Here is a 20,135-nt window from a genome sequence, read left to right as displayed (position 1 = left end):
CATGGTGATGGATTTCAGGTTCATAGAGTTCGGCGGCCGCGGGTGGGTTGACCTGGAGGAGGAGTTCATAGTAGCCCGGCGTGGTGACACAATCAAGGGCTACGCTATCCTAAAAAACACAGGGGATGAGGTCATTGAGGACCTCCTAATCATGCCGGCCCATGATCCCTTCGCCTCCTTCAGTGAGAAACAGTCATGGATGAATGAGCTAATGATATCCTCCCTAACCTTTGAGGAGCCCCGCCTCCCTGACAAGATCATACCCGGGGATGAGGTGATGGTAGAGTACACGCTGCAGCCACCATGCACCGGCCCCTTCCAGTTCATAATCCTGGCCACCGCCACTAACAAGTCAGGAACAGCCTCCCCCGGATACCCCGTGAATTACCGTGCGGGGATAGACGTGCCAGCATACGTCAGTAATGAGGAGTGGATCATCGATTTCAACCTCCCCAACCCCCCACGGAAGAGCAGGTTTGACTATGAGGATATCCTCATAGAACCCTTCACTTCCGAAGGGGCGACGGCAGGGGATAAGCGGTTCATCCCATGGATCTGGTTGAAGAAGGGATCCGGGGATGAATGGAAGATACGGGCCTACTTGAGGGCCCCCGGGGGGTGTATAACTGGATGGGGTCCATCTACACAGGCTTCAGTGTCCCTGTGGATCCTGGGAGGATGATGAATTATAGTTGGTTGAAGTCACAGTCACCACATGTGACTGTGGATGTGTCCTGGGAGGAGGCCACGATAGTCACGGATTACTTCATCTTGAAGGGGGTGATCCGGTGAAGATCCTGGTGAACAACCGGGAAGTCCCGGTGACAGGGTTAAGCGTGAATCACATGATCAACTCTGTTGCGAAGGCCACATTCTCCACCCATGAGGAGGTGCGTGTGGGGTACTCTGTAAGTGTAATCTCCGATGATGATAAGAAAATCTTTGAGGGGTATGTAAATTATGTTAGCTTAGATTATGGGAGTATGATCTCTCAGTGTCGGGCGATATCCTCCCCGATTCATAATCGTCTGATGCAATACACTTATACTTTTAAGGAGGCAGAGTTTCATTCATGGGGCCTGATTCTCCTCCGGTTCCTGCAGGCCTGTGGGGTCTCCTTGCATCCACGATCCTGCATCCCATCACAGTCAACGAGCAGGGCGGGTAGCAGTTACCTGTACGGTACAATGATTCAGCCGGGCAAATCCACACTTGAGACTTTCATGAAGGTGTATCCATTCTATGGGATGGTGGAGACTGAGGGGGATGTTAAGAAGGTGTCGGTGACATGGACGGAGTTGATCCAGAATCTGATGGAGGAGACGGGTCGTGACCTGTTTTGGGTTCTGCATGGGAAAATGATGTACATCGGATGCAAGGGTAATGCGGGTTTCGAGGTCAACCCTAACCTCCTAAAATCATTAAAAATCACAGAGGACGCAACTGAAGTTGTTGAGTCACTTGAAAACTTACGGGTGGTCTATTAGGTGGTGTCTGATAAATGGCTTCAGGAAAACAGGGGATGGTACCGCGTCCCCATTGAGGATCCAACTATACGATTCCTTGAAGGTGATGATTTGGGCGTCGACCTGGGTTGGGCTTTAGGGGCGACAAGGAAGAAGACAGTCGCGTACTCCCCATTCACTGATCCGGGAGCCTCCGCTGCAAGATTCCTCTTCGATAAACCCGTCGACCATTGGAGATACATGGTGATTGAGGTCCCTGATTTCAGCGAACCAATCGGGGTTTCGAGTAAGGGTGCGTCTGTGATGGCGCAGGGGGGCAGGCCATCCGCCACTGCCGGGATCTGGACCGTAGCATGGGACTACTACACCATGTTTTATCCTTACTGGGATGAGGAGATCAAAGCACTTGTGATCGACTCGAGGGGCTATGGGAAGAAGGATCGGAATATTCCCATGAAGTACTGGTCCTCCGCAAGGTCAGGGCCTGTGTTCAGTGTCTCAACTGTGAAATTGTATAAGGTTGGGCCGCCTGGTGGTGAGGGCGTCCCCTTCCCATTATTTGATGAGTCGGAGTATGAGACTCCCGAGTGGGGTAACAGGAACCCCACACCACTCCCATCAGCGGGGCCGAAGTATACGGATTACGGGCCAAGTCATAGTGGGGGTCCCGTCGCGGGCCGCAACCCCCCACTAGAAGAGGAGAAAGTCTCTGATGGCTCCCCTACTGACACGGGTCTCTTTGATAAAGTTAAAAATGATGATAAAGATCCACTCCGTGAGAACCCGAGAGTATCAGAGAAGGCCAAGAGGCCCAACAGTGAAGTTGAATGCGTAGTGGAGGGATACTTCGATTGTAAGGTAGGGGATCATATAATCATCCCCGAAGACCCCCTGCGGAGAAGGTTCATCGTGACAGAAGTGGAGTACGAGTTCATGGGTGGAGCTCTCAGGACACATATACGGGGGTCTATAGATGGTGATATAAGATTCACCACCGCAACAATCATCACAGGAGTTGTGAATTACTTGTTTGGTAGGAGATAGAAATCCTGTTTGGTAGGAGATAGAAATGGGGAGTGTGAAGTGATGGTGTTTAGAGTATATCATAAGAAGGTTGCATCACAGGAGCACCAGGTGACTGGTGATGACTGGAATGATGAACATGCCATTGAAGATATGGATGTCTTCATGTCCCAGTATTGGGATAGTGTGAAGAAGGTGAGTGTGGGGTGTTAGTTTGGTTTTCAGAGTGTATCATAAGGCTGTTGCTTCTCAGGAGCATCAGGTGACTGGTGATGATTGGAATGATGAACATGCCATTGAAGATATGGATGTCTTCATGTCCCAGTATTGTCTGCAGATCCCCCGGACGGGGGCGGGGTCTGAGACGGCGATAAGTGGTGAGTACACTGTCAATATGAATTATACTCATACGAGTCTCCCCTCAGAGTTCCTCATTGAGTTAAAATGTCAGGGAAAGAGGACGGATTCGAATGATGCTCCTGTTTATCTGCGGGTGGATAGTGATAGTACTGAGTCGAGGTATTCTGGGTCATATTTCCTTCTTTCTGCCTCGGGGCCAAGTTATGGGTCTACGAGTGGCCCCGGCCTCCCCCTATTCCTTCTTCCTGATTCATTATCTGAAGGCAATGCCTTGATAGGGGGCAGGTTGGAGGGGTACCTTCGAGGCGCCTCACTGACAATGGCATGTACCGTGTACAGTGATTCAGGGGTTAGGATAGTGACGGGGAAATATGTGAAATCAACCAACTTTGTGAACAAACCAACACTTTCACTTATCATCCCAAGTAACGGGTATGTGGATCAACTGGTTTGGAGGGTGCATAGTTTATGATATGGCACAGTCGGAAGATCAGTGGGAGTGTGACTTCTGGCGATTGGAATCAGGACCCGCATGTGATTGATAGGGACGCCCTCTTGGAGTTTCTGGGAATAAGCTCGGGTGGGGGTTCGGGTAGCTCGGGTGGTGGAGATGGAGGTGGAGGTGGCAGCAGTAGTCACTGGCGCCTCCTCAAGCTTTACAACTTTGAGGAGCCAATTAATTCCTTTAATTTCCAGGTGCCAACCGATTTAGACGTGCTTAAACTCGAGTACGCGGTGAGGGTTACATGGTCCGCTGGTGAGGGCCATTTCAGAATACTCTTTAACAATGATGATAACAAGTCGAACTATAGCAGCATCATGCACTATATTAACAACACTAGCATGGGCCATGGCCGGAACTATACATGGCCCTTTGAGTATCCATTCTTCGCCCGCATCCGAGGAGCAGCTAACGAGATAGCGATGAACGTTGGGCATGTATTGATCACCTTGAAACCTGGAATGACGAGGGTTGCTGTGAATGATAACAGGATGATTTGTGAGGATTTCATGTTTTGGGGGGTGCAGATTGGCAGTTGGAACGATTTAACCTCTACTGTTGATTCAATCTACATTAAATCGCGTGATGGGACTTTAACCGGCAAGGTGGCTGTTTATGGTTGGTGATCCTTCATGGAGTTAAAGAAAAATAAGAACACTCCAGAGTATGTATCCATAACCCAATTTAAAGACATGTTAAGCAGGTACAACCGCTTCAAGGAGTTTAATGGGAGAGAACCCAGGGTAGTGTTCATCTACTCAGGTGGGGGCCCAAGCGTATCGTTAGAAACCTTCAAAGACATGTGCAAGAGATATAATCAGTTCCTTGAAGAAAACCGAAGGGAGCCAAGGATAGTATACGTGACTCCCCCTGAACCACCCGTGCCTGAGGAGGTCAGGGAGATGCGCAGGGTTCTCGGTGAATTCAAAACAGCCACACAGCTTTACACTCTCGTCTCAAGGAGATGTAAGTACAAATTCTACTATAATGACCAAACACCAAACAGGGAAGCCCTTAAAAAGATGGTGACTGATGGGATCAATTGCACCGACGCCTGTCAACTTTTCAAGCCAGTTATCGAGGGACTCGGCTATTCAGTCCGCATAGAACACGTTAAAGTTAAATGTAACGACAACAAGTGGTATGGGCATTACTTCCTCCGCGTCGCGGGGAAGGAATTGGCCAGCGTCAGTCTCCCCCCTGAACGGTGGACAGTCTGGGACTATGTCAGCGCCACCAAGACGGGCCGGCCCTTGGGGGCCCCCTGCTGTAGTAGGGGTATCCAACATCTTGGTTGGGGGATAGTGGGTCCTGTTTATGACAAGTGATTATTTACGCGTGTACTTTCGCATGGGCCTCTGAAACCCTTGTTTGTTTTCTTCTTTTTACAAGGATTGCAAGGATTATCCCCGCGATTACTCCGGGGAGACCTAGGAGTAGGGTGAGGATTGGGGGTATGAGCATAAAAAAATAAATAAGAAGAGATATTGTTTGTGGCAGAGACATGCATGTGTTGTTGTGATTGCATTGAATATATTACTTTCTATAAGTATCAGTACGAAAATTTGAAGGGAAAATTAAACTTTCTTGTTTAATTTTATTATTAAAAATTTCTCAGGAAATATCATAATTTCCTAAACACTTCTCTGGACCAGAATAGCCATATGGTCCTTTTCATAGGGCTTTAGACCCACCTGGTCTATTATCCTGAACCCTGAATCCCGGAGTTTCCCGGCCTCCTCACGGAAGATCTTCCTAGGGCTCCTTGTAACATCTATGCTCCTGGCCTTTACCATGATCAAACCATAACCATCATCCTTCAGGAAACAGTCCATGTTCCTGATGAAGAGGCCTGTCTGGTCCGGCTGTGCAACGTCACAGTAGACAAGGTCGGCATTCTCAACCATCCTCATATAATCTAGGGGCCTTGAGGCATCCTCAAGGAGGGGGACCATATTCCCCCTCACCCTGCAGACCTCAATGAGTTCCCTCATCATCCTGGGTGAGAACTCAACACAGTAGACCCTCCCCATGGTAACAATATCGGATATATGGGAGGCTGTTGTACCTGCAGATGCACCCAGGTAGAGGACCCTTGACTCCGGGTTCAGCTGAAAGCCCCTGAGTCCATTGAGCACCGCGGCGGCCATCTTTGATCTCCGGGGATCCCAGACCCTGTACTCGGAGCCACCCCACTCAATGAGCTTCTCACCGTAAACCCTGACTCCCGGGGTCAGGTTAACCGTCACAAGGGAATCCCTCATGATGAAAACTCCATCCATACCCTTCACATGCTTCATCATATCAACCTGTCCTGAGTTCATCCAGGAATTTTTCAACCCCGCCTGGCACGGGACCTTCCCTGCCTCCCCTTCCTTTTAACCGGAGGCATGGGGTGCTGTTTTTTTATCATCTCAAACCTTTCATTGAATTCTTGGACCAGGGATTCATCGAACTCCTGACTGAAAACATCCTTCCTCACTGCAAGGGCTATCTTACCCGCCAGGAGCCTTGCAACCTTCCCGCGTATCCACCATGGAGATGAACGTATTGAGGGGTGCTGGAAGATCACACCATGCTTCGGGGGATTTGCACGGGACTTAAGGTGCCTGAAGAGTGCCTTCTCAGCCCCCAGGATCTGTATAGTTGATGAGGGGAGCATTGCAAGTTCCCTGAGACCCCCTGCATGGGCGATCAGCCGGGCGCCCACATTGGACCCTGCAAGGGCCCTGAGGTTAGGGGCCATCTTCTCCATTTTAAGGTCAATGTAGGCTTCGGTCTCATCCCTCAGCTTCTGGAGGTTTATTATGTTCTCTGCCAGTCCCCTGAATACATGGAGGTCCTCCCGGCTCACATCAGACCCTATGCTCCCGTCAACATCCATCCTGAAGTTCTCAAGTATGCTGTCCCTGTCACCGTACTCAGCGATGAGCTGGACATACTGTTCATGGCTCTTCACAGTGTCAAGTTCAGGGAAATGAAGGGAGTACCACTCCCTCAGGCGGTCAATGAGCTTCCCTATCTCCTCGTCAAGCTCATCAAGGGCACTTATCGCTTGGATGATGAACTTATCAGATTCACTCAGGGACTCCCTCACTTTTTCAAGGGTCAGGGATAGCAGGGAAGCGTGTATGAGCTTGGAGGGGTCCCTTCCGGTTATCTCCCTGAGGACCGTGTCAAGGTGCTCCCTCAGGTAGGCACCGGCCCTGCTGGGTGCACTGAAGCTCACACCCTGGAATTCCCTGGGGCCAGGGGATTCGGGGGCCTCAACCACCACCTCATCGTATTCCCTGCTCAGCCTTTCAAGGATCTTCTTCTCTTCAGGGAGGAGAGAGCCCCTCTGAGACTCCATGAGCCTCCCGGGTATCTCATCCTCCGGGAAAAGTTCATAATCTATAATCTTCAGATCTTCACTGAAGGCAATGAAACCGGCAACACAGGCTGTAAGGTAACACTTCATGGGGGTTACATCTATAGGTAATGAGTATAAATAATTTTACTGAGGGTGTTTTTTCATGCTGAAGACAAGGATATGTAATATTGAACTTCGAAATCCAGCCATACTGGCTGCTGGAGTCATGGGGAGCATGGCCTCATCCCTTAACAGGGTTTACCGTTCAGGTGCAGGCGCGGTTGTCACCAAATCCTTCTCACTGGAACCCAACACAGGATATAAAAACCCGACAACCGTTGAGGTTACAGGAGGCATCATAAACGCCATAGGACTCTCAAACCCTGGAGTCGATAATTTCCTGGATGAACTCAGGGCAGTTGAGGATGACGTCCCCCTTATAGCATCCATATACGGGGCGTCCCCTGAGGAGTTCCAGGAGGTCTCATCAAGGATAGAGGAATACGTGGACATGATTGAACTCAATGTATCCTGCCCCCATGCCATGTCCGGTTGCGGGGCCTCAATAGGCCAGGACCCTGAACTGACCTTCAGGGTTGTCTCTGCAGTTAAGGACGCCATTGATGTCCCTGTGTCAACCAAACTCACACCCAACGTCACGGACATAGTGGAGGTGGCTTTGAGGGCCCAGGAGGCAGGTTCAGATGCCCTGACCCTGATAAACTCCCTGGGACCCGGCATGAGGATAGATATAAAGACAGCAAGACCAGTCCTCTCCAACGCCGTCGGGGGAATGTCCGGTCCGGCGATAAAACCCGTGGCGGTAAGGTGCGTCTATGATGTCTACAGGGCGGTTGATATTCCCATCATGGGCGTGGGGGGTATCAGGGATTACAGGGACGCCGTGGAATTCCTGTTTGCAGGCGCATCGGCCTTCCAGGTCGGCACAGCCATAATGTACTCCGGACCAGTGATATTCAGGAACATCTGCAGGGGACTTAAAAGGTTCATGCATGAGGAGGGATTCTCCTCCATAGATGAGATGGTTGGACTGGCACATGACTAGGGAGTGGGTAGTGTGAACGTTCCAGAGGTTCTTGAGATTAAAAGGATAATAGATGAGTCTGATTCGGTGAAGACATTCATATTCGACTGGGACTTCCGGTCGGATTTGAGGCCCGGCCAGTTCATGATGGTGTGGAACTTCAGTGATGAGAAGCCAATGTCGGTCTCACTCATCGATGAGGTGAGGGGTGAGATAGGCATCTCGGTGAGGAGGGTCGGTGAGTTCACAGGGGAAGTCCATGGCCTGAGCGAGGGAGACCTCCTGGGACTGAGGGGCCCCTATGGGAGGGGATTCGAACTCACAGGTAGCAGTATCCTCCTGGTAGGCGGGGGGATAGGTATGGCGCCCCTATCAGCCCTTGCAGATGAGGCTACAGATAACGGGATGAAGGTCTCAGCCCTTGTCGCTGCAAGGACAGCCGATGAGCTCCTATTCACAGGGAGACTTAAGGATGCAGGGGTCAGGGTCTACACATGCACGGATGACGGGTCATGCGGATTCAAGGGCTTTGCACATGAAAGGCTCAGGGACATGGGGGGGTCGTATGACATGGCGGCGGTCTGCGGACCCGAACCCATGATGTACCATGTGAAGGGGGTCCTTGATGAGATGGGGGTCCCGGCCCAGTTCTCCCTCGAGAGGTACATGAAGTGCGCCGTGGGTATCTGCGGCCAGTGCTGCCTTGATGATACAGGCTGGAGGGTCTGCGCCGAGGGACCGGTCTTCTGGGGGCATGAACTTTCAATGTTAAGGGAGTTTGGAAGCTACAGGAGGGATTCTGCTGGTAGGAGGATACCACTTTAGGTGGAGAATACCTATGGTAGATGCCCTTCCATGCATCAGTTTAGAAGAAGGATCTTCAGCTGAAGGGTGAAATGATGATAGAGAAAATCAGGGGAACGGTGACATCGGCATCCTTCCTGGTCCTTGTCCTGATCCTCCTCTCAGCAGTAATCATATACCCCATCTGGACCATGCTATTCCTTGGAGCCGTCTTTGCATACATTGTAAGGCCTGTGGCCCTGAGGATTAACAGGAGGATACCCTACCTTTCGGTGTCCATAATCCTTGCCATGATGGTGGTTATGATGCCACTCATCGGCATCATCGTCTTCACGGTTGACTCCATAATAAACTCGGCACCGGCCCTGGCTTCACTCGCAGGGAACATTGACGTTACAGGGATCCTCTCAGGGGTTCCCAGGGAGTTCCAGCCATCTGCAGGGAGCACTCTGGGGGCCCTGAAGGGTTTCCTAACGGACATCCTCAGGGGTTCGGTCAACTATGCGGTTGATATCATACAGTCACTCCCCATGATAGCCCTCCAGCTCTTCATATTCTTCTCATCGACCTTCTACTTTGCAAGGGATGGTGAGAGGCTCACAGGATACCTGAGGTCGGTCCTCCCGGAGAAGAGCAGGCCCTTCATGAAGAGGATGGCGGCTGAAACCGAGAGGGTCCTCATGAGCATCTTCTACGGCCACTTCTTAACAGCCCTCCTGATAGGTTTAATGGCCGCCGCCGGGTTCTACATCCTTGGTTACCCATATGCGATACTCCTGGGTATAATAACCGGGCTTTTCCAGCTAATACCTGTTATAGGGCCATGGGCGGCCTACACTCCCCTGGCAGCCTATGATATCATCACAGGGAACATCCTGAGGGCGGTCCTCGTCCTTATATTCGGGTTTTTCCTGAGCACCGTTGACATCTACCTTAGGCCTAAACTTTCAGGTAAGTATGCGGATATACACCCCATGATATTCCTTGTGGGATTCCTTGGAGGCCCCCTGGTCTGGGGGGTTGCAGGGTTCATTGTGGGGCCACTGGTCCTGGGACTCGCCTACGCCGCCCTTGAGGCCTACCGGACGGACTCAGGGAAAGAATAAAATAATTTTTAGGAATGCCTGGGGGGCTGATTTTTAATTGATGCATTTAATTTTTTGTTTGGAATCCTATATGCGTATCCTTTAAACTATTAATCCCTGATGTTCCCTGCCGGTCCAAAGTTATGAATCATGGGTCCGGCCTTATTTCAGAATCATCCTAAAGAATTCCATTTATATTCGTTATATAGGCCCGAATAACGAAGTTCAATGGGTGCTGGTGTTAGAACTGCATCGGAACTGTACTAAAGGGACTGATACCCAACAGTAAAAACAATTCTTTCTTTTTATTACTCTTTTTGCTCTTTTTTCCTTAGAGTTTCATTTAGTTTTCTAAGTTCTCGAAGTAATAATTCATTTTGTCTTATGATGAGTTTATTTTGGTCTATAAGTGCTTTAAAACCAGCTCCAATTATCTGTTCCGTGGGGTTGAAAGTTAGTAAGGTCCCTATTCTCATCCATTTAGTTCCTGCTTCCTGATTCGCTAAATTTTCCATGTCAGTATAAATTTCATCTATTGGTTAAATAAAGATCCCCAGATGTCACGTGATCATGAATCATCTGAAGGAACAGTTATTAGGCCTCCAAAACAAGATTAATGAACATGGAAACTTACAGGATGGTGCTTCTTGACATCGACTACGTAACATGTGATGAGAAGCCCGTTATAAGACTCTTTGGAAAGGACAAATCAGGTGACAATGAGCCCATAATAGCATTTGACACTTCCTTCAGACCCTACATCTACGTATTACCACATGATACCGACTCATGCATCAGGGAACTTGAGGAGCTAGGGATAGGGAAGATGGAGGTCCTGGAGATGAGGGACCTTGGAAGGATGACCCCTGTAATCAGGGCTGAATTCAGCCACCCCTCAGAGGTGCCTAAACTCAGGGACAGGATAAGGAACCTGGACTCTGTCAGGGACATAAGGGAACATGACATACCCTTCTACAGGAGATATCTCATCGACAAATCCATCTTCCCAATGTCCGAGCTGGAATTCCAGGGGGAAGTGAGGGAATCGGCACCATTGGTTGAGGCAGACGACGTTAAACTGGTTGAGATAACCGGGGAGGTCTCATCAACGGGCCAGGGGACCCATGAACTTGACATCCTGAGCTTTGACATCGAGGCCAGGAACCCCCACGGGATGCCCAGTCCCGAGGAGGATGAGATAATAATGATCGGAGTGGCTGGAAGGGACTTCAGCAGGGTAATATCAACCAGGGGGGATCACCTCGACTATGTTGAGGTGGTTGATGATGAGGCGGAGATAATCAGGAGATTCGCAGAGATCATAAGGGAGGAGAAGCCCGACATCCTAGTGGGCTACAACTCCGACAACTTCGACTTTCCCTACATATCAAGGAGGGCTGAGATACTGGGGGTTGACCTCAACCCTGGATGGGATGGTTCAGGGATAAGGACCATGAGGAGGGGATTTGCAAACTCAACAGCCATCAGGGGCACGGTGCACGTGGACCTCTACCCTGTAATGAGGAGGTACATGAACCTTGACCGCTACACCCTTGAGCGGGTATACCGTGAACTCTTCGGTGAAGAAAAATTCGACCTCCCGGGCGATAGACTCTGGGAGTACTGGGACCGTGATGACCTCAGGGACGAACTATTCAGGTACTCCCTGGATGATGTCACCGCAACCTACCGTATCGCAGAGAAGATACTCCCCCTTAACATGGAACTCACCCGTGTGGTTGGCCAGCCCCTCTTTGACATATCAAGGATGGCGACGGGGCAGCAGGCGGAATGGTTCCTTGTAAGGAAGGCCCACCAGTACGGTGAACTGGTACCCAACAAGCCATCACAGTCAGAGTTCTCAGAGAGGAGGGGGAGGAGGGCTGTTGGGGGTTATGTTAAGGAGCCTGAGAAGGGCCTCCATGAGAACATAGTCCAGTTCGACTTCAGGAGCCTCTACCCGAGCATCATAATCTCAAAGAACATATCCCCTGACACCCTCACCACCGACCCTGAATGCGACTGCCATGTGGCGCCTGAATACGGGTACCGCTTCCTTAAGGAGCCCAGGGGATTCATACCATCCGTTATAGGCGAGATCCTCTCAGAGAGGGTGAGGGTTAAGGGTGAAATGAAACGCTCAAAGGACCCTGTGGAGAAGAAACTCCTGAACGTCCAGCAGGAAGCCCTCAAGAGACTTGCAAATACCATGTACGGTGTTTACGGTTACTCAAGGTTCAGATGGTACTCGATGGAATGCGCCGAGGCCATAACAGCATGGGGTAGGGACTACATTAAAAGAACCATAAGGATGGCTGAGGACTTCGGCTTCCACACGGTTTATGCTGACACGGACGGATTCTACGCCACCTACACAGGCAGGAAGTCATAACTGTGGATTTCCTCGGCTTATCAGGATTTATGTCTGAGGGTCGTGCTGCACTTGTAAGGAAGGTGGTTGAGGTCGGGCTGATCCAGATGTCTGAGGAACAGCATATGTAATGAATGGATGGACTTAGCATGATTGAATGCTGAGATAATTCCAGGCCCTCAGTAAAGGGAAATAATTCAACCCCTGACTTCAGCCATGAACCTTTCAATTATCTCCACGGCGCTCATGTCGATGACAGGGACATCGGCGTTCCTTGGCTTTACGGGTACATGAACGAAAAGGGGGCCTGTGGCTTCAAGGGCCCTGGTGAAGTCCAGTTCCTCATCAAAACGGATAACCCTGAAACCCATGGCCCTGGCAACACCTCCAAGGTCTATGGTGTCAGCGTATGTGCACTGGGACCCTGTTGTGGCATAGCATTTATTGTCAAGGAGGACTATTATGAGGTTCCCGGGGGCCTGACCTGCAGCGGTTACAAGGCCCCCCAAGTTCATGAGGATGGACCCGTCACCGTCAAGGACAACAACCCTGCGCTCCTGTGTGAGGGCAAGTCCGAGTCCAATGGAGGAGGCCATTCCCATGGATCCAAGCATGTAGAAGTGGGTCCCCGAATCCTTGACACTGTAGAGTTCCCTTGATGGGAATCCCAGGTTGCATACAACGAGTTCATCATCAAGGACCTCAACGATCCTCTTTATGGCTTCGATTCTCTCAAGCATCGGCATCACCAGTATGAAATCTTTAAAAGGACGGCTGAGGGCCTCCTCATCTTCAGGGAATCATCTGTTAATTCCTTAATGGCCTTCCTGGCATCATCGGGGGTTTCAGGGGCCCTGAAGGGTATCCCGAGGATCTCAAGGATGCCCTCAGTGGCCCTTCCCATGGGGACCTGGGCTTCCATGAACTCCCCCTCGGTACCCCTGTGGCTCACCACCATGGTTATGGGTATCCTGTAGAGACTGTAGAGTGATGCAAGGACATTGACCGAGTTACCGAGGCCGGAGTTCTGCATCAGTATCGCAGTGGTTTTACCGGCCATGTATGCGCCTGCAGCAACACCGAAGCCCTCCTCCTCCCTTGTCACGGGGATGTGCATGATTTCAGGGTCATCATCCACCATCTCAAGGACCCCTTTAAGGTTGACGCAGGGGACGCTGACGGCGAAGTCTATACCGGCATCCTTCATGCCCATGTAGACGGCGTCACTGCTATCCAATTTCATAGCCCCTTGATTTCAAGGTCAAGGTTAAGGTCCTTGGCGATGCTTGTGAGGCTTTCAAGGAGTTTCTCATCGATCTCAATACCCTCCTCTCGCCTCCTTTTGATGTTCATGGCCTCGATGTCCCCGGGTATGAGGACGTCGCCGGAGGACTTAACCTCCTCTATGAATGCATCCACACTGGATTTGAATTCATCAACATCCCCCATCTTTGAGGGGTCTATGGCCATCATGAGATCTCCCTTGGTGCACATCTCCCTGGGATTGGCTGTGCCCTTAACCCCTGCTCCGAAGGCGGCCCCCACAAGGGGCCCTGCAAGTATCTCTATCATGAAGGATAATGCGTACCCCTTATGCCCCCCGAAGGGCAGTATGGATCCCTTAAGCGCCATTTCAGGGTCTGTTGTGGGCTTCCCGTCAGCATCAAGGGCCACGTTTTCAGGTATGCTTTCACCCTTCCTGGCGGCTTCAAGGAGCTTGCCCCTTGCAGATGCGGATGTTGCCATGTCAACAGATACGTAGTGCTTATCTGAGGGTATACCTATGGTGACGGGGTTTGTTCCGAGTATGGGTGTCTTACCTCCTACTGGCGCCACAGCTGGCTCCGTGTTTGCTATCACAACGCCTATCATGTCATTCATCACCGCCATGTCCGAGTAGTAGCCGGCAACACCGAAGTGGTTGGAGTCATGGACACCCACGAGGCCGACCCCTGTGGATCCTGCCTTTTCTATTGCAATTTCCATGGCCCTGTATGCAACCACGTGGCCGAAGAGGTGGTTCCCGTTGATGATGGCGGTTGATTCTGTTTCCCTTTCAACGGCAATCTCATCATCCCTCTTTATGGTCCCGTAACGCAAACCCTCAACGTACTGGGGGAACCTTCCTATCCCGTGGGAGCTGAATCCCTTAAGATCGGCATCAAGTGTAACATCTGCAACGATGGCGGCGCTCTCCTCAGGGACCTCCATGGCCATGAGTATCTCCTTTATGATTTTAACTTCATCTTCAGCGCTTATCCTCATAGAAACCAACTCCTAAAGTCTTATTGATTCTCCTGTGTAGGCTGTGATGTCCACACTGGAGGCTTTGTCTGTGACCTCTCCTATGACGTGTGCACGGTCACCCAGAACATCAACGGCATGGTCTGCTTCATCCTTCCCTACGATGGCGCAGAAACCAACACCCATGTTGAATACACGGTACATCTCCTCGATGGGGACACCTGAATCATGCATCACCCTGAAGATGTGCTGAGGCTCAGGGAGCATGTCAAGGCGATACCCCACCTCCTTTTTAAGCCTCTTAAGATTGCTGAATCCCCCGCCTGTAATATGGGCGAGTCCATTCACACCGACACCCGAGTCAATGAGCTCCATGACGGGCTCCACATAGATCCTTGTGGGTTTGAGGAGCGCATCCCCAACCGTAACATCGGAGCCAGGGAGGCTGTCATGGGGTGATAGTTCCAGTTCCTCAAAGAAGACCTTCCTTGCAAGGCTAAGGCCGTTACTGTGTATCCCGCTGCTTTCAATACCTATAACAGCGTCCCCCGGGGTTATCCTTTCCCCTGTTATGATTTTATCCGTATCAACGAATCCGATACCCGTGGCTGCAAGGTCAAAATTCCTTACTATACCCGGGAGGGATGCTGTCTCCCCACCGATTACTGCGATACGTGCCATATCAGCACCCCTTGCAAGGCCATGGCCTATCTCATCGGCCACCTCAGGGTCGGGGTGTTCGACTGCAAGGTAGTCGACGAGGGCGGCGGGCCTGGCACCGACACAGAGGATGTCATTGACCACCATTGCAATGCAGTCTATCCCCACGGTATCGTAGCGGTTCATCATCTCAGCCACGAGGATCTTGCTCCCAACACCGTCGGTGCTCATTGCAATGGCCACATCCCCCATCCTTACAAGGGCGGCGAAGTGCCCTGTTCCGGTAATAACGTCACAGTGTTTGAGTGTTCCGGCGAGCCTTGAGGTTAAACGGCGGACCGTCAGCTCCTCAAGGTCTATGTCCACTCCAGATTCAGAATAGGTTACCATTCAATCACCAAGATAATGATAGTCTGAGGTTATCTAAATAGCTCACTGTATACGGACCGTCTCAAGGTTGAGGGGCGTCTTTGTCTCTATACGGTAGGCCCTGTATATGCTTGAGGCAAGGTCAAGGGTCTTGTAGTTGTCACCGTGGCATATGAGTATCTTCTCGGGTTTGGGTGATATCCTCTTGACGTATTCCATGAGCTGCCTCCTGTCTGAGTGACCGCTGAACCCCTCGATGGTCTTAATGTTCATCCTGACATTGTAGACCCTCATCTTATCATCCTCATCCTTGAGGGGGATCTCCTTCCATCCCTTCTGTATCCTCCTACCCAGGGACCCCTCGGCCTGGTATCCCACGAAGACCAGGGAGTTGTCAGGGTCCTCACACAGCCACTTGAAGTACTCCAGGGAGTTTCCACCTGTCAGCATACCTGAGGTTGAGAGGATTATTGATGGTTCACCCTCCACTATCTCCCTGCGCTCATCCATACCGTTGACCTTGTGGAATATGTCGGAGATGAAGGGGTTGTGTCCCATATGGAATATCTGATCCCTCAGATCCTTACTCAGGTACTCGGGCCTTGCCGTGTGGATGGCGTTGGCCTCCCAGATCATACCATCGATGTAGACAGGGACATTATCTATTATACCCGTCCTTATGTATTCCTCAAGGACTATCATGAGTTCCTGGGCCCTTCCAACGGCAAAGACGGGTATGAGGATCTTACCACCCCTTTTGAGGGTGGAGTAGATGGTTTTAATGAGCTCCTTCTCTGCATGGTTCCTTGAGGGCTGGACATCATCGTGTCCCCCGTAGGTGCTCTCCATCACCAGGGTTTCAAGTCTCGGGAACCTGTTGGCTGCGGGTTCAAGGAGCCTGCTCTGCTCGTACTTGAAGTCCCCTGTGTAGACCATGTTGTGCTGTCCATCACCTATGTGGAGGTGGGCCATTGCAGAGCCAAGTATGTGGCCTGCATTGTGGAGTGTGAGCCTTATATCGGGTGCTATGTCGGTTACCTCACCGTAGTCAAGGGTTATGGTGTGCTTGACGCTCTTCTTCACGTGTTTCACGTTGAAGGGGAGGGGTTCGTCCTCACGGTGTGCTATGTCTATGTGGTCCAGCTGCAGCAGTGTCATGAGGTCCCTTGTCGGTGCCGTGCAGTAGACGGGTCCATCGTAGCCGTAGTGGTAGAGGTAGGGCAGGAACCCTGAATGGTCAAGGTGTGCATGGGTGATTATAACAGCGTCAAGGCTGTCCAGTGTGAACTCGGGGACGTTGAGGAATGGGTATGAGTTCTTATCGTCTCCACCTGCAACGTTAACACCGCAGTCAAGGAGCACCCTGCTGTTGGGGGTCTGGAGGTAGAGGCAGGATCTGCCCACCTCCCTGAACCCTCCCATGGCAGTCAGCCTTGCCCAGTCGTTGTCATACTTGGGCTTCTGGTGTATCTTGCTTCCAAGCTGCTGCAGGATCTTCTTACGCTCCTTGCTGTTCTTTCTGAGTGTTCTGCGGATTCTCTGGATTATCTCGGATGATATCGGCGGTGTCCTGAGTATCTTCGGGGCCCATCCAGTGTTCTTAACTATTTCCCTTGATGTTGACCCGTATTTACCTATAACGAGGCCTGGTTTACGGGCCTCTATTATAACCTCACAGGTCACATCATCGAAGGATATGTTGGTGATCTTGGCCTCTTCAGGGACTATCTCATGGATCTTCTTTATGGTCTTCTCAGGATCCATGAGGACTGACCTGTCGGATCTTATGATTATCCTCTTCCGTATGTCCTTCGCAATATCCCTTATGAGGTTGCCGTTCTCGGTTATTATTTCAGGGTTCTTTGTGCAGATAACCACCTCGGGCCCCTCAAATTCCACCTTGGCTACCTGGACCCTTTCAGGAAGTCTCTGTATTATCGTCCTTTTGATTTCTTCAAGCATCTCTGAAACCATAAAATCACTTCTAAAAAATAGGGGGTGTCAGTAAACGACTTGTTTACTGATTATATGAAAATAAAGAAAAATCAGTTGAGGTCTTCAATCCTTTTCTGGATTTCCTCTTCAGTGATCATCCTGAAGCCTTCCTCCTCTGTCACGGTGGCCACGAGTATACCGTTTCCAGAGTATGTATCCCTTTCCATCGCAGACTTGATGGCCCTTATTGCGATATCCACTCCCTCATCAACGTAGAGGTCTTCTGTGTAGCGGTCCTCGAGGACACCGTAGGCGATGGGTGAGCCTGAACCTGTTGACACGAACTTATCGGGTATCATGCCGCCTGATGGGTCAAGGGAGTATATCTTGGCTCCTTTGTCATCAACCCCTCCCAGGAGGGTCTGGACGATGAATGGATAGAAGCGTGATGAGTGCAGTATGTTGGACGCAAGGGCAGCCGCTGCTTCTATGCTTATCCTTTCAGAATTCCTCATCCTGTAGAGGGCTGCCTCTGCCTTGAGGTACTTCATAAGGCTCTGGGCATCGGCCACTGATCCTGCGATTGTAGCCGCTATGTGTTCATCTATCCTGAAAATTTTGTCTGCGGTTTTATGGGCTATGAGGTTGCCCATGCTGGCCCTTCTTTCTGTGGCAAAAACAACTCCATCCCTGCATGTTATGCCAACAGTTGTAGTGCCTTTCAGTGTCTTTTTATCGTTCATGAATACACCTCGAGTAAAAATAATAAAAAACCAGTTCTTATTTTATAATTGTCCCCGGCCTGTATATAAAGGGTTGCCTTTAAGGGACTTTAAAACTTCTGGTATCAATATAACGCAGAGGTCCTTATTAAACTTTGCGATTTGATGATGTAAAAAAAATAGGTAATCAGGTTATGATTTCAGGGAGCTTGTCATTCTCTGCGGCAACCTTGATCTCCCTTGCAACACGCCGGCCCATACTCATACCTTCACCATGGAGGAGGCAGCTGTAGGTTGAACCATGCATGAAGGTGTTTGTACCTCCATCTGACCGTGCGCTTATCTCGAAGGTCACGATTTCAAGGTTGTCTGTGCACATTGTCTGGAGACAGAATGGACCGTTCATGCCTGGAGGCACCAGTTTTTCGGCTGCTTCAACCATGTTATCGCCCATGTCAAATACCTGGGGCAGCAGTGACTCCCTCATTGCAACCGGGTGGTTACCTGTTATCACATAGGATGGGTCAAGGTTTATCTCAAGCTGGTCCCTTGCCGGGATCCTGACAAGGCCGTCTATGTTTGATTCGAAACGGCTGTCCATACCCATGAGTTCCACTTCATCATTCATGATTGAGTAGAAGTAGTGAATGCAGAAGTTTGTACCTGAAACATACTCCTCGATGTGGGCATCCTTGATGTCGTCCTCGGTTATCCAGCCCCTTTCCATCATTGAGTCGATCTTCTCATTGAACTCCTCGGTGCTTGAGGCCACGAAGTAACCGCGACCACCCCTAGCGCCTGGGAATTTTACCATAACTGGCCTGTCGATATCTTCGGGATCCTTAAACTTCATAGGTATCCTTATCTCAGCCTCTGTAAGAAGTTTTCTTTCAAGTTCCCTTTCTGATTCCCAGCGTAGTATATCCCTGTTACCGAACATGGGGACATAGAAATCATTTTCAATGTGATCAAGACCCGCATAGGCTACAAATGACCCGTGGGGCACTATTATGCTGTTCATTGATCTCAGTTTCTCCTGTATGTCCTCGTTTACTATGTCGCTGAACCTGTCCACCATTATGAATTCATCAGCAACCCTGAAGCGCTGATATGGTACTTCACGTCCCTTTTCACAGACAACAGCAGTTCTGAAACCCTCTTTTTTTGCTCCGTGCAGGATGTGCATGGAGGTGTGGCTGCCAAGTGTTGCAATGGTCAGCTCTTCCTTATCGTACCCATCCAGGATGCCCAGTATCTCGTCTCTTTTTACCTTACTCATAAAGAATCCCCTTTTATTTATACAATTACTCTGCATAACCCTAATTATATTTTTTTTGCCTTCAAGAGAAGGCATTAAATATTTAAATCAAAAGAGTAACTATATCCTCCATTTTTCAAAATCACGCTTAAAAGTGGATGAACATGAAATGGTCAAGGATAGGTGACATCGTAGTTGTTAACCGGGAAGTGGATGAACCTTCCAAGTTCCTTAAAATCCCGGGTGTCCGGAGCGTTGTCTGTGTAGATGGCATCCAGGGACCCATGAGGAGGCCAACGGTGCGTGTACTTGCAGGGAGCGGCACCGAGACCCTTCACAGGGAGAACGGCTGCCTTTTCAGGATTGACCTCTCGAAGGTTATGTGGTCGCGGGGGAACATCAATGAAAGGGCCCGCATACCCCAACTCGTGGAGGACGGTGAGACCGTTGTTGACATGTTTGCAGGGATAGAGTACTTCTCAATACCAGTGGCTGTCCATGCAAACCCCCTGAGGGTCTACTCCATAGAGATAAACCCGGAATCCTTCAGGTACCTCAGGGATAACATTGTCCTTAACGGTGTTGAGGATGTGGTGGAACCCGTCCTGGGGGACTGCAGGGAGATGGCCCCGGAGCTGGAGGTGGACAGGGTTATAATGGGCTACGTGGGCACAACCCACCATTACCTTGAGGCTGCCATGGAGTGCCTGGTTGATGGGGGTGTTTTACACTACCATGAAACGGTGCCAGAGACCATGAAATTTTCAAGGCCCCTGAGGAGGATAGAGAGGGCCGCGCACCCAAGGAGGGTTAAACTATTGGACAGGAGGACCATCAAGAAGTACTCTCCTGGGGTCTAGCATGTGGTACTGGATGCCAGGATAGGATGAGGTTCATATAATGATTTTCAGGGGGGCCACGGTAGCCACATCTGCTTGG

General features: G+C 50.4%; 22 protein-coding genes. 12 read left to right on the top strand and 10 right to left on the bottom strand.

Features of this window, described 5'->3' with window-relative positions; all coding sequences use genetic code 11:
- Position 1 precedes the first annotated feature (1 nt).
- From FZP57_RS07800 to FZP57_RS07770, 7 genes are all read left to right on the top strand, one after another.
- Positions 2–682: a hypothetical protein gene (locus tag FZP57_RS07800; protein WP_202879464.1), complete on the top strand. Its 681-nt coding sequence runs from the start codon at positions 2–4 to the stop codon at positions 680–682.
- Positions 683–788: 106 nt separating this feature from the next.
- On the top strand, positions 789–1,487 hold the full coding sequence (locus FZP57_RS07795; RefSeq protein WP_191216191.1) for a hypothetical protein: 699 nt from the start codon (positions 789–791) through the stop codon (positions 1,485–1,487).
- Between the two features lie 3 nt (positions 1,488–1,490).
- Complete coding sequence (locus FZP57_RS07790; protein WP_202879462.1) at positions 1,491–2,510, top strand: hypothetical protein; 1,020 nt, start codon at positions 1,491–1,493, stop codon at positions 2,508–2,510.
- A 39-nt stretch (positions 2,511–2,549) separates the two neighbouring features.
- A complete protein-coding gene (locus FZP57_RS07785) occupies positions 2,550–2,702 on the top strand; it encodes a hypothetical protein (protein ID WP_191216189.1) in 153 nt (50 codons plus the stop codon).
- Between the two features lies 1 nt (position 2,703).
- Complete coding sequence (locus FZP57_RS07780; RefSeq protein ID WP_202879460.1) at positions 2,704–3,321, top strand: hypothetical protein; 618 nt, start codon at positions 2,704–2,706, stop codon at positions 3,319–3,321.
- Between the two features lie 62 nt (positions 3,322–3,383).
- Positions 3,384–3,977 (top strand): hypothetical protein, encoded by a 594-nt coding sequence (locus FZP57_RS07775; protein WP_202879459.1) that lies wholly within the window; start codon positions 3,384–3,386, stop codon positions 3,975–3,977.
- A 6-nt stretch (positions 3,978–3,983) separates the two neighbouring features.
- Complete coding sequence (locus FZP57_RS07770) at positions 3,984–4,679, top strand: pseudomurein-binding repeat-containing protein (protein ID WP_202879458.1); 696 nt, start codon at positions 3,984–3,986, stop codon at positions 4,677–4,679.
- A 306-nt stretch (positions 4,680–4,985) separates the two neighbouring features.
- Here FZP57_RS07770 and FZP57_RS07765 read toward each other — a convergent pair whose 3' ends face one another.
- Complete coding sequence (locus FZP57_RS07765; RefSeq protein WP_370518320.1) at positions 4,986–5,675, bottom strand: fibrillarin-like rRNA/tRNA 2'-O-methyltransferase; 690 nt, start codon at positions 5,673–5,675, stop codon at positions 4,986–4,988.
- A gap of 11 nt (positions 5,676–5,686) precedes the next feature.
- Entirely contained in the window at positions 5,687–6,811 is a 1,125-nt protein-coding gene (locus FZP57_RS07760) for an NOP5/NOP56 family protein (RefSeq protein ID WP_074359477.1), read from the bottom strand.
- 55 nt (positions 6,812–6,866) lie between these two features.
- On the opposite strand from FZP57_RS07760, the gene FZP57_RS07755 reads away from it, so the two are divergent.
- The 3 genes from FZP57_RS07755 to FZP57_RS07745 all read left to right on the top strand — a co-directional run bounded on the left by FZP57_RS07755 (position 6,867) and on the right by FZP57_RS07745 (position 9,658).
- Positions 6,867–7,769 (top strand): dihydroorotate dehydrogenase, encoded by a 903-nt coding sequence (locus FZP57_RS07755; RefSeq protein WP_191216186.1) that lies wholly within the window; start codon positions 6,867–6,869, stop codon positions 7,767–7,769.
- A gap of 3 nt (positions 7,770–7,772) precedes the next feature.
- Positions 7,773–8,573 carry a dihydroorotate dehydrogenase electron transfer subunit gene (locus FZP57_RS07750; protein WP_084531282.1) on the top strand — a complete coding sequence of 267 codons (801 nt, stop codon included), beginning with the start codon at positions 7,773–7,775 and terminating at the stop codon, positions 8,571–8,573.
- Between the two features lie 71 nt (positions 8,574–8,644).
- The gene (locus tag FZP57_RS07745) at positions 8,645–9,658 is read left to right on the top strand and encodes an AI-2E family transporter (RefSeq protein ID WP_238337896.1); all 1,014 of its coding nucleotides are present in this window, start codon (positions 8,645–8,647) and stop codon (positions 9,656–9,658) included.
- A 287-nt stretch (positions 9,659–9,945) separates the two neighbouring features.
- Here FZP57_RS07745 and FZP57_RS07740 read toward each other — a convergent pair whose 3' ends face one another.
- Positions 9,946–10,152, bottom strand: coding sequence for a hypothetical protein (locus FZP57_RS07740; protein WP_191216185.1), 207 nt, complete (start codon positions 10,150–10,152; stop codon positions 9,946–9,948).
- A gap of 107 nt (positions 10,153–10,259) precedes the next feature.
- On the opposite strand from FZP57_RS07740, the gene polB1 reads away from it, so the two are divergent.
- Positions 10,260–12,029: a DNA polymerase PolB subunit 1 gene (gene polB1, locus FZP57_RS07735; protein ID WP_074359822.1), complete on the top strand. Its 1,770-nt coding sequence runs from the start codon at positions 10,260–10,262 to the stop codon at positions 12,027–12,029.
- Between the two features lie 176 nt (positions 12,030–12,205).
- Here polB1 and comE read toward each other — a convergent pair whose 3' ends face one another.
- From comE to FZP57_RS07700, 7 genes are all read right to left on the bottom strand, one after another.
- Positions 12,206–12,748 (bottom strand): sulfopyruvate decarboxylase subunit beta, encoded by a 543-nt coding sequence (gene comE, locus FZP57_RS07730; RefSeq protein WP_074359472.1) that lies wholly within the window; start codon positions 12,746–12,748, stop codon positions 12,206–12,208.
- Positions 12,749–12,753: 5 nt separating this feature from the next.
- Complete coding sequence (gene comD, locus FZP57_RS07725; RefSeq protein ID WP_074359471.1) at positions 12,754–13,251, bottom strand: sulfopyruvate decarboxylase subunit alpha; 498 nt, start codon at positions 13,249–13,251, stop codon at positions 12,754–12,756.
- Complete coding sequence (gene comC, locus FZP57_RS07720) at positions 13,248–14,273, bottom strand: L-sulfolactate dehydrogenase (RefSeq protein ID WP_191216184.1); 1,026 nt, start codon at positions 14,271–14,273, stop codon at positions 13,248–13,250. Before comC ends, comD begins: the two co-directional genes overlap by 4 nt.
- A 12-nt stretch (positions 14,274–14,285) precedes the next feature.
- Positions 14,286–15,302 (bottom strand): phosphoribosylformylglycinamidine cyclo-ligase, encoded by a 1,017-nt coding sequence (gene purM / locus FZP57_RS07715; protein WP_191216183.1) that lies wholly within the window; start codon positions 15,300–15,302, stop codon positions 14,286–14,288.
- Between the two features lie 42 nt (positions 15,303–15,344).
- Positions 15,345–17,255, bottom strand: a complete 1,911-nt coding sequence (locus FZP57_RS07710) for a beta-CASP ribonuclease aCPSF1 (protein ID WP_191216182.1) — start codon at positions 17,253–17,255, stop codon at positions 15,345–15,347.
- A gap of 71 nt (positions 17,256–17,326) precedes the next feature.
- The gene (gene psmB, locus FZP57_RS07705; RefSeq protein ID WP_191216181.1) at positions 17,327–17,959 is read right to left on the bottom strand and encodes an archaeal proteasome endopeptidase complex subunit beta; all 633 of its coding nucleotides are present in this window, start codon (positions 17,957–17,959) and stop codon (positions 17,327–17,329) included.
- A 166-nt stretch (positions 17,960–18,125) separates the two neighbouring features.
- Positions 18,126–19,217, bottom strand: coding sequence for a formate--phosphoribosylaminoimidazolecarboxamide ligase (locus tag FZP57_RS07700; RefSeq protein ID WP_191216180.1), 1,092 nt, complete (start codon positions 19,215–19,217; stop codon positions 18,126–18,128).
- Between the two features lie 143 nt (positions 19,218–19,360).
- On the opposite strand from FZP57_RS07700, the gene FZP57_RS07695 reads away from it, so the two are divergent.
- Positions 19,361–20,056, top strand: a complete 696-nt coding sequence (locus FZP57_RS07695) for a class I SAM-dependent methyltransferase family protein (RefSeq protein ID WP_191216179.1) — start codon at positions 19,361–19,363, stop codon at positions 20,054–20,056.
- Positions 20,057–20,135 lie beyond the last annotated feature (79 nt).

Origin of the sequence: Methanothermobacter sp. THM-1 (assembly GCF_009914355.1) — an archaeon.
GTDB lineage: Archaea > Methanobacteriota > Methanobacteria > Methanobacteriales > Methanothermobacteraceae > Methanothermobacter > Methanothermobacter wolfei.
This window is presented reverse-complemented; position numbering and strand designations above follow the sequence as displayed.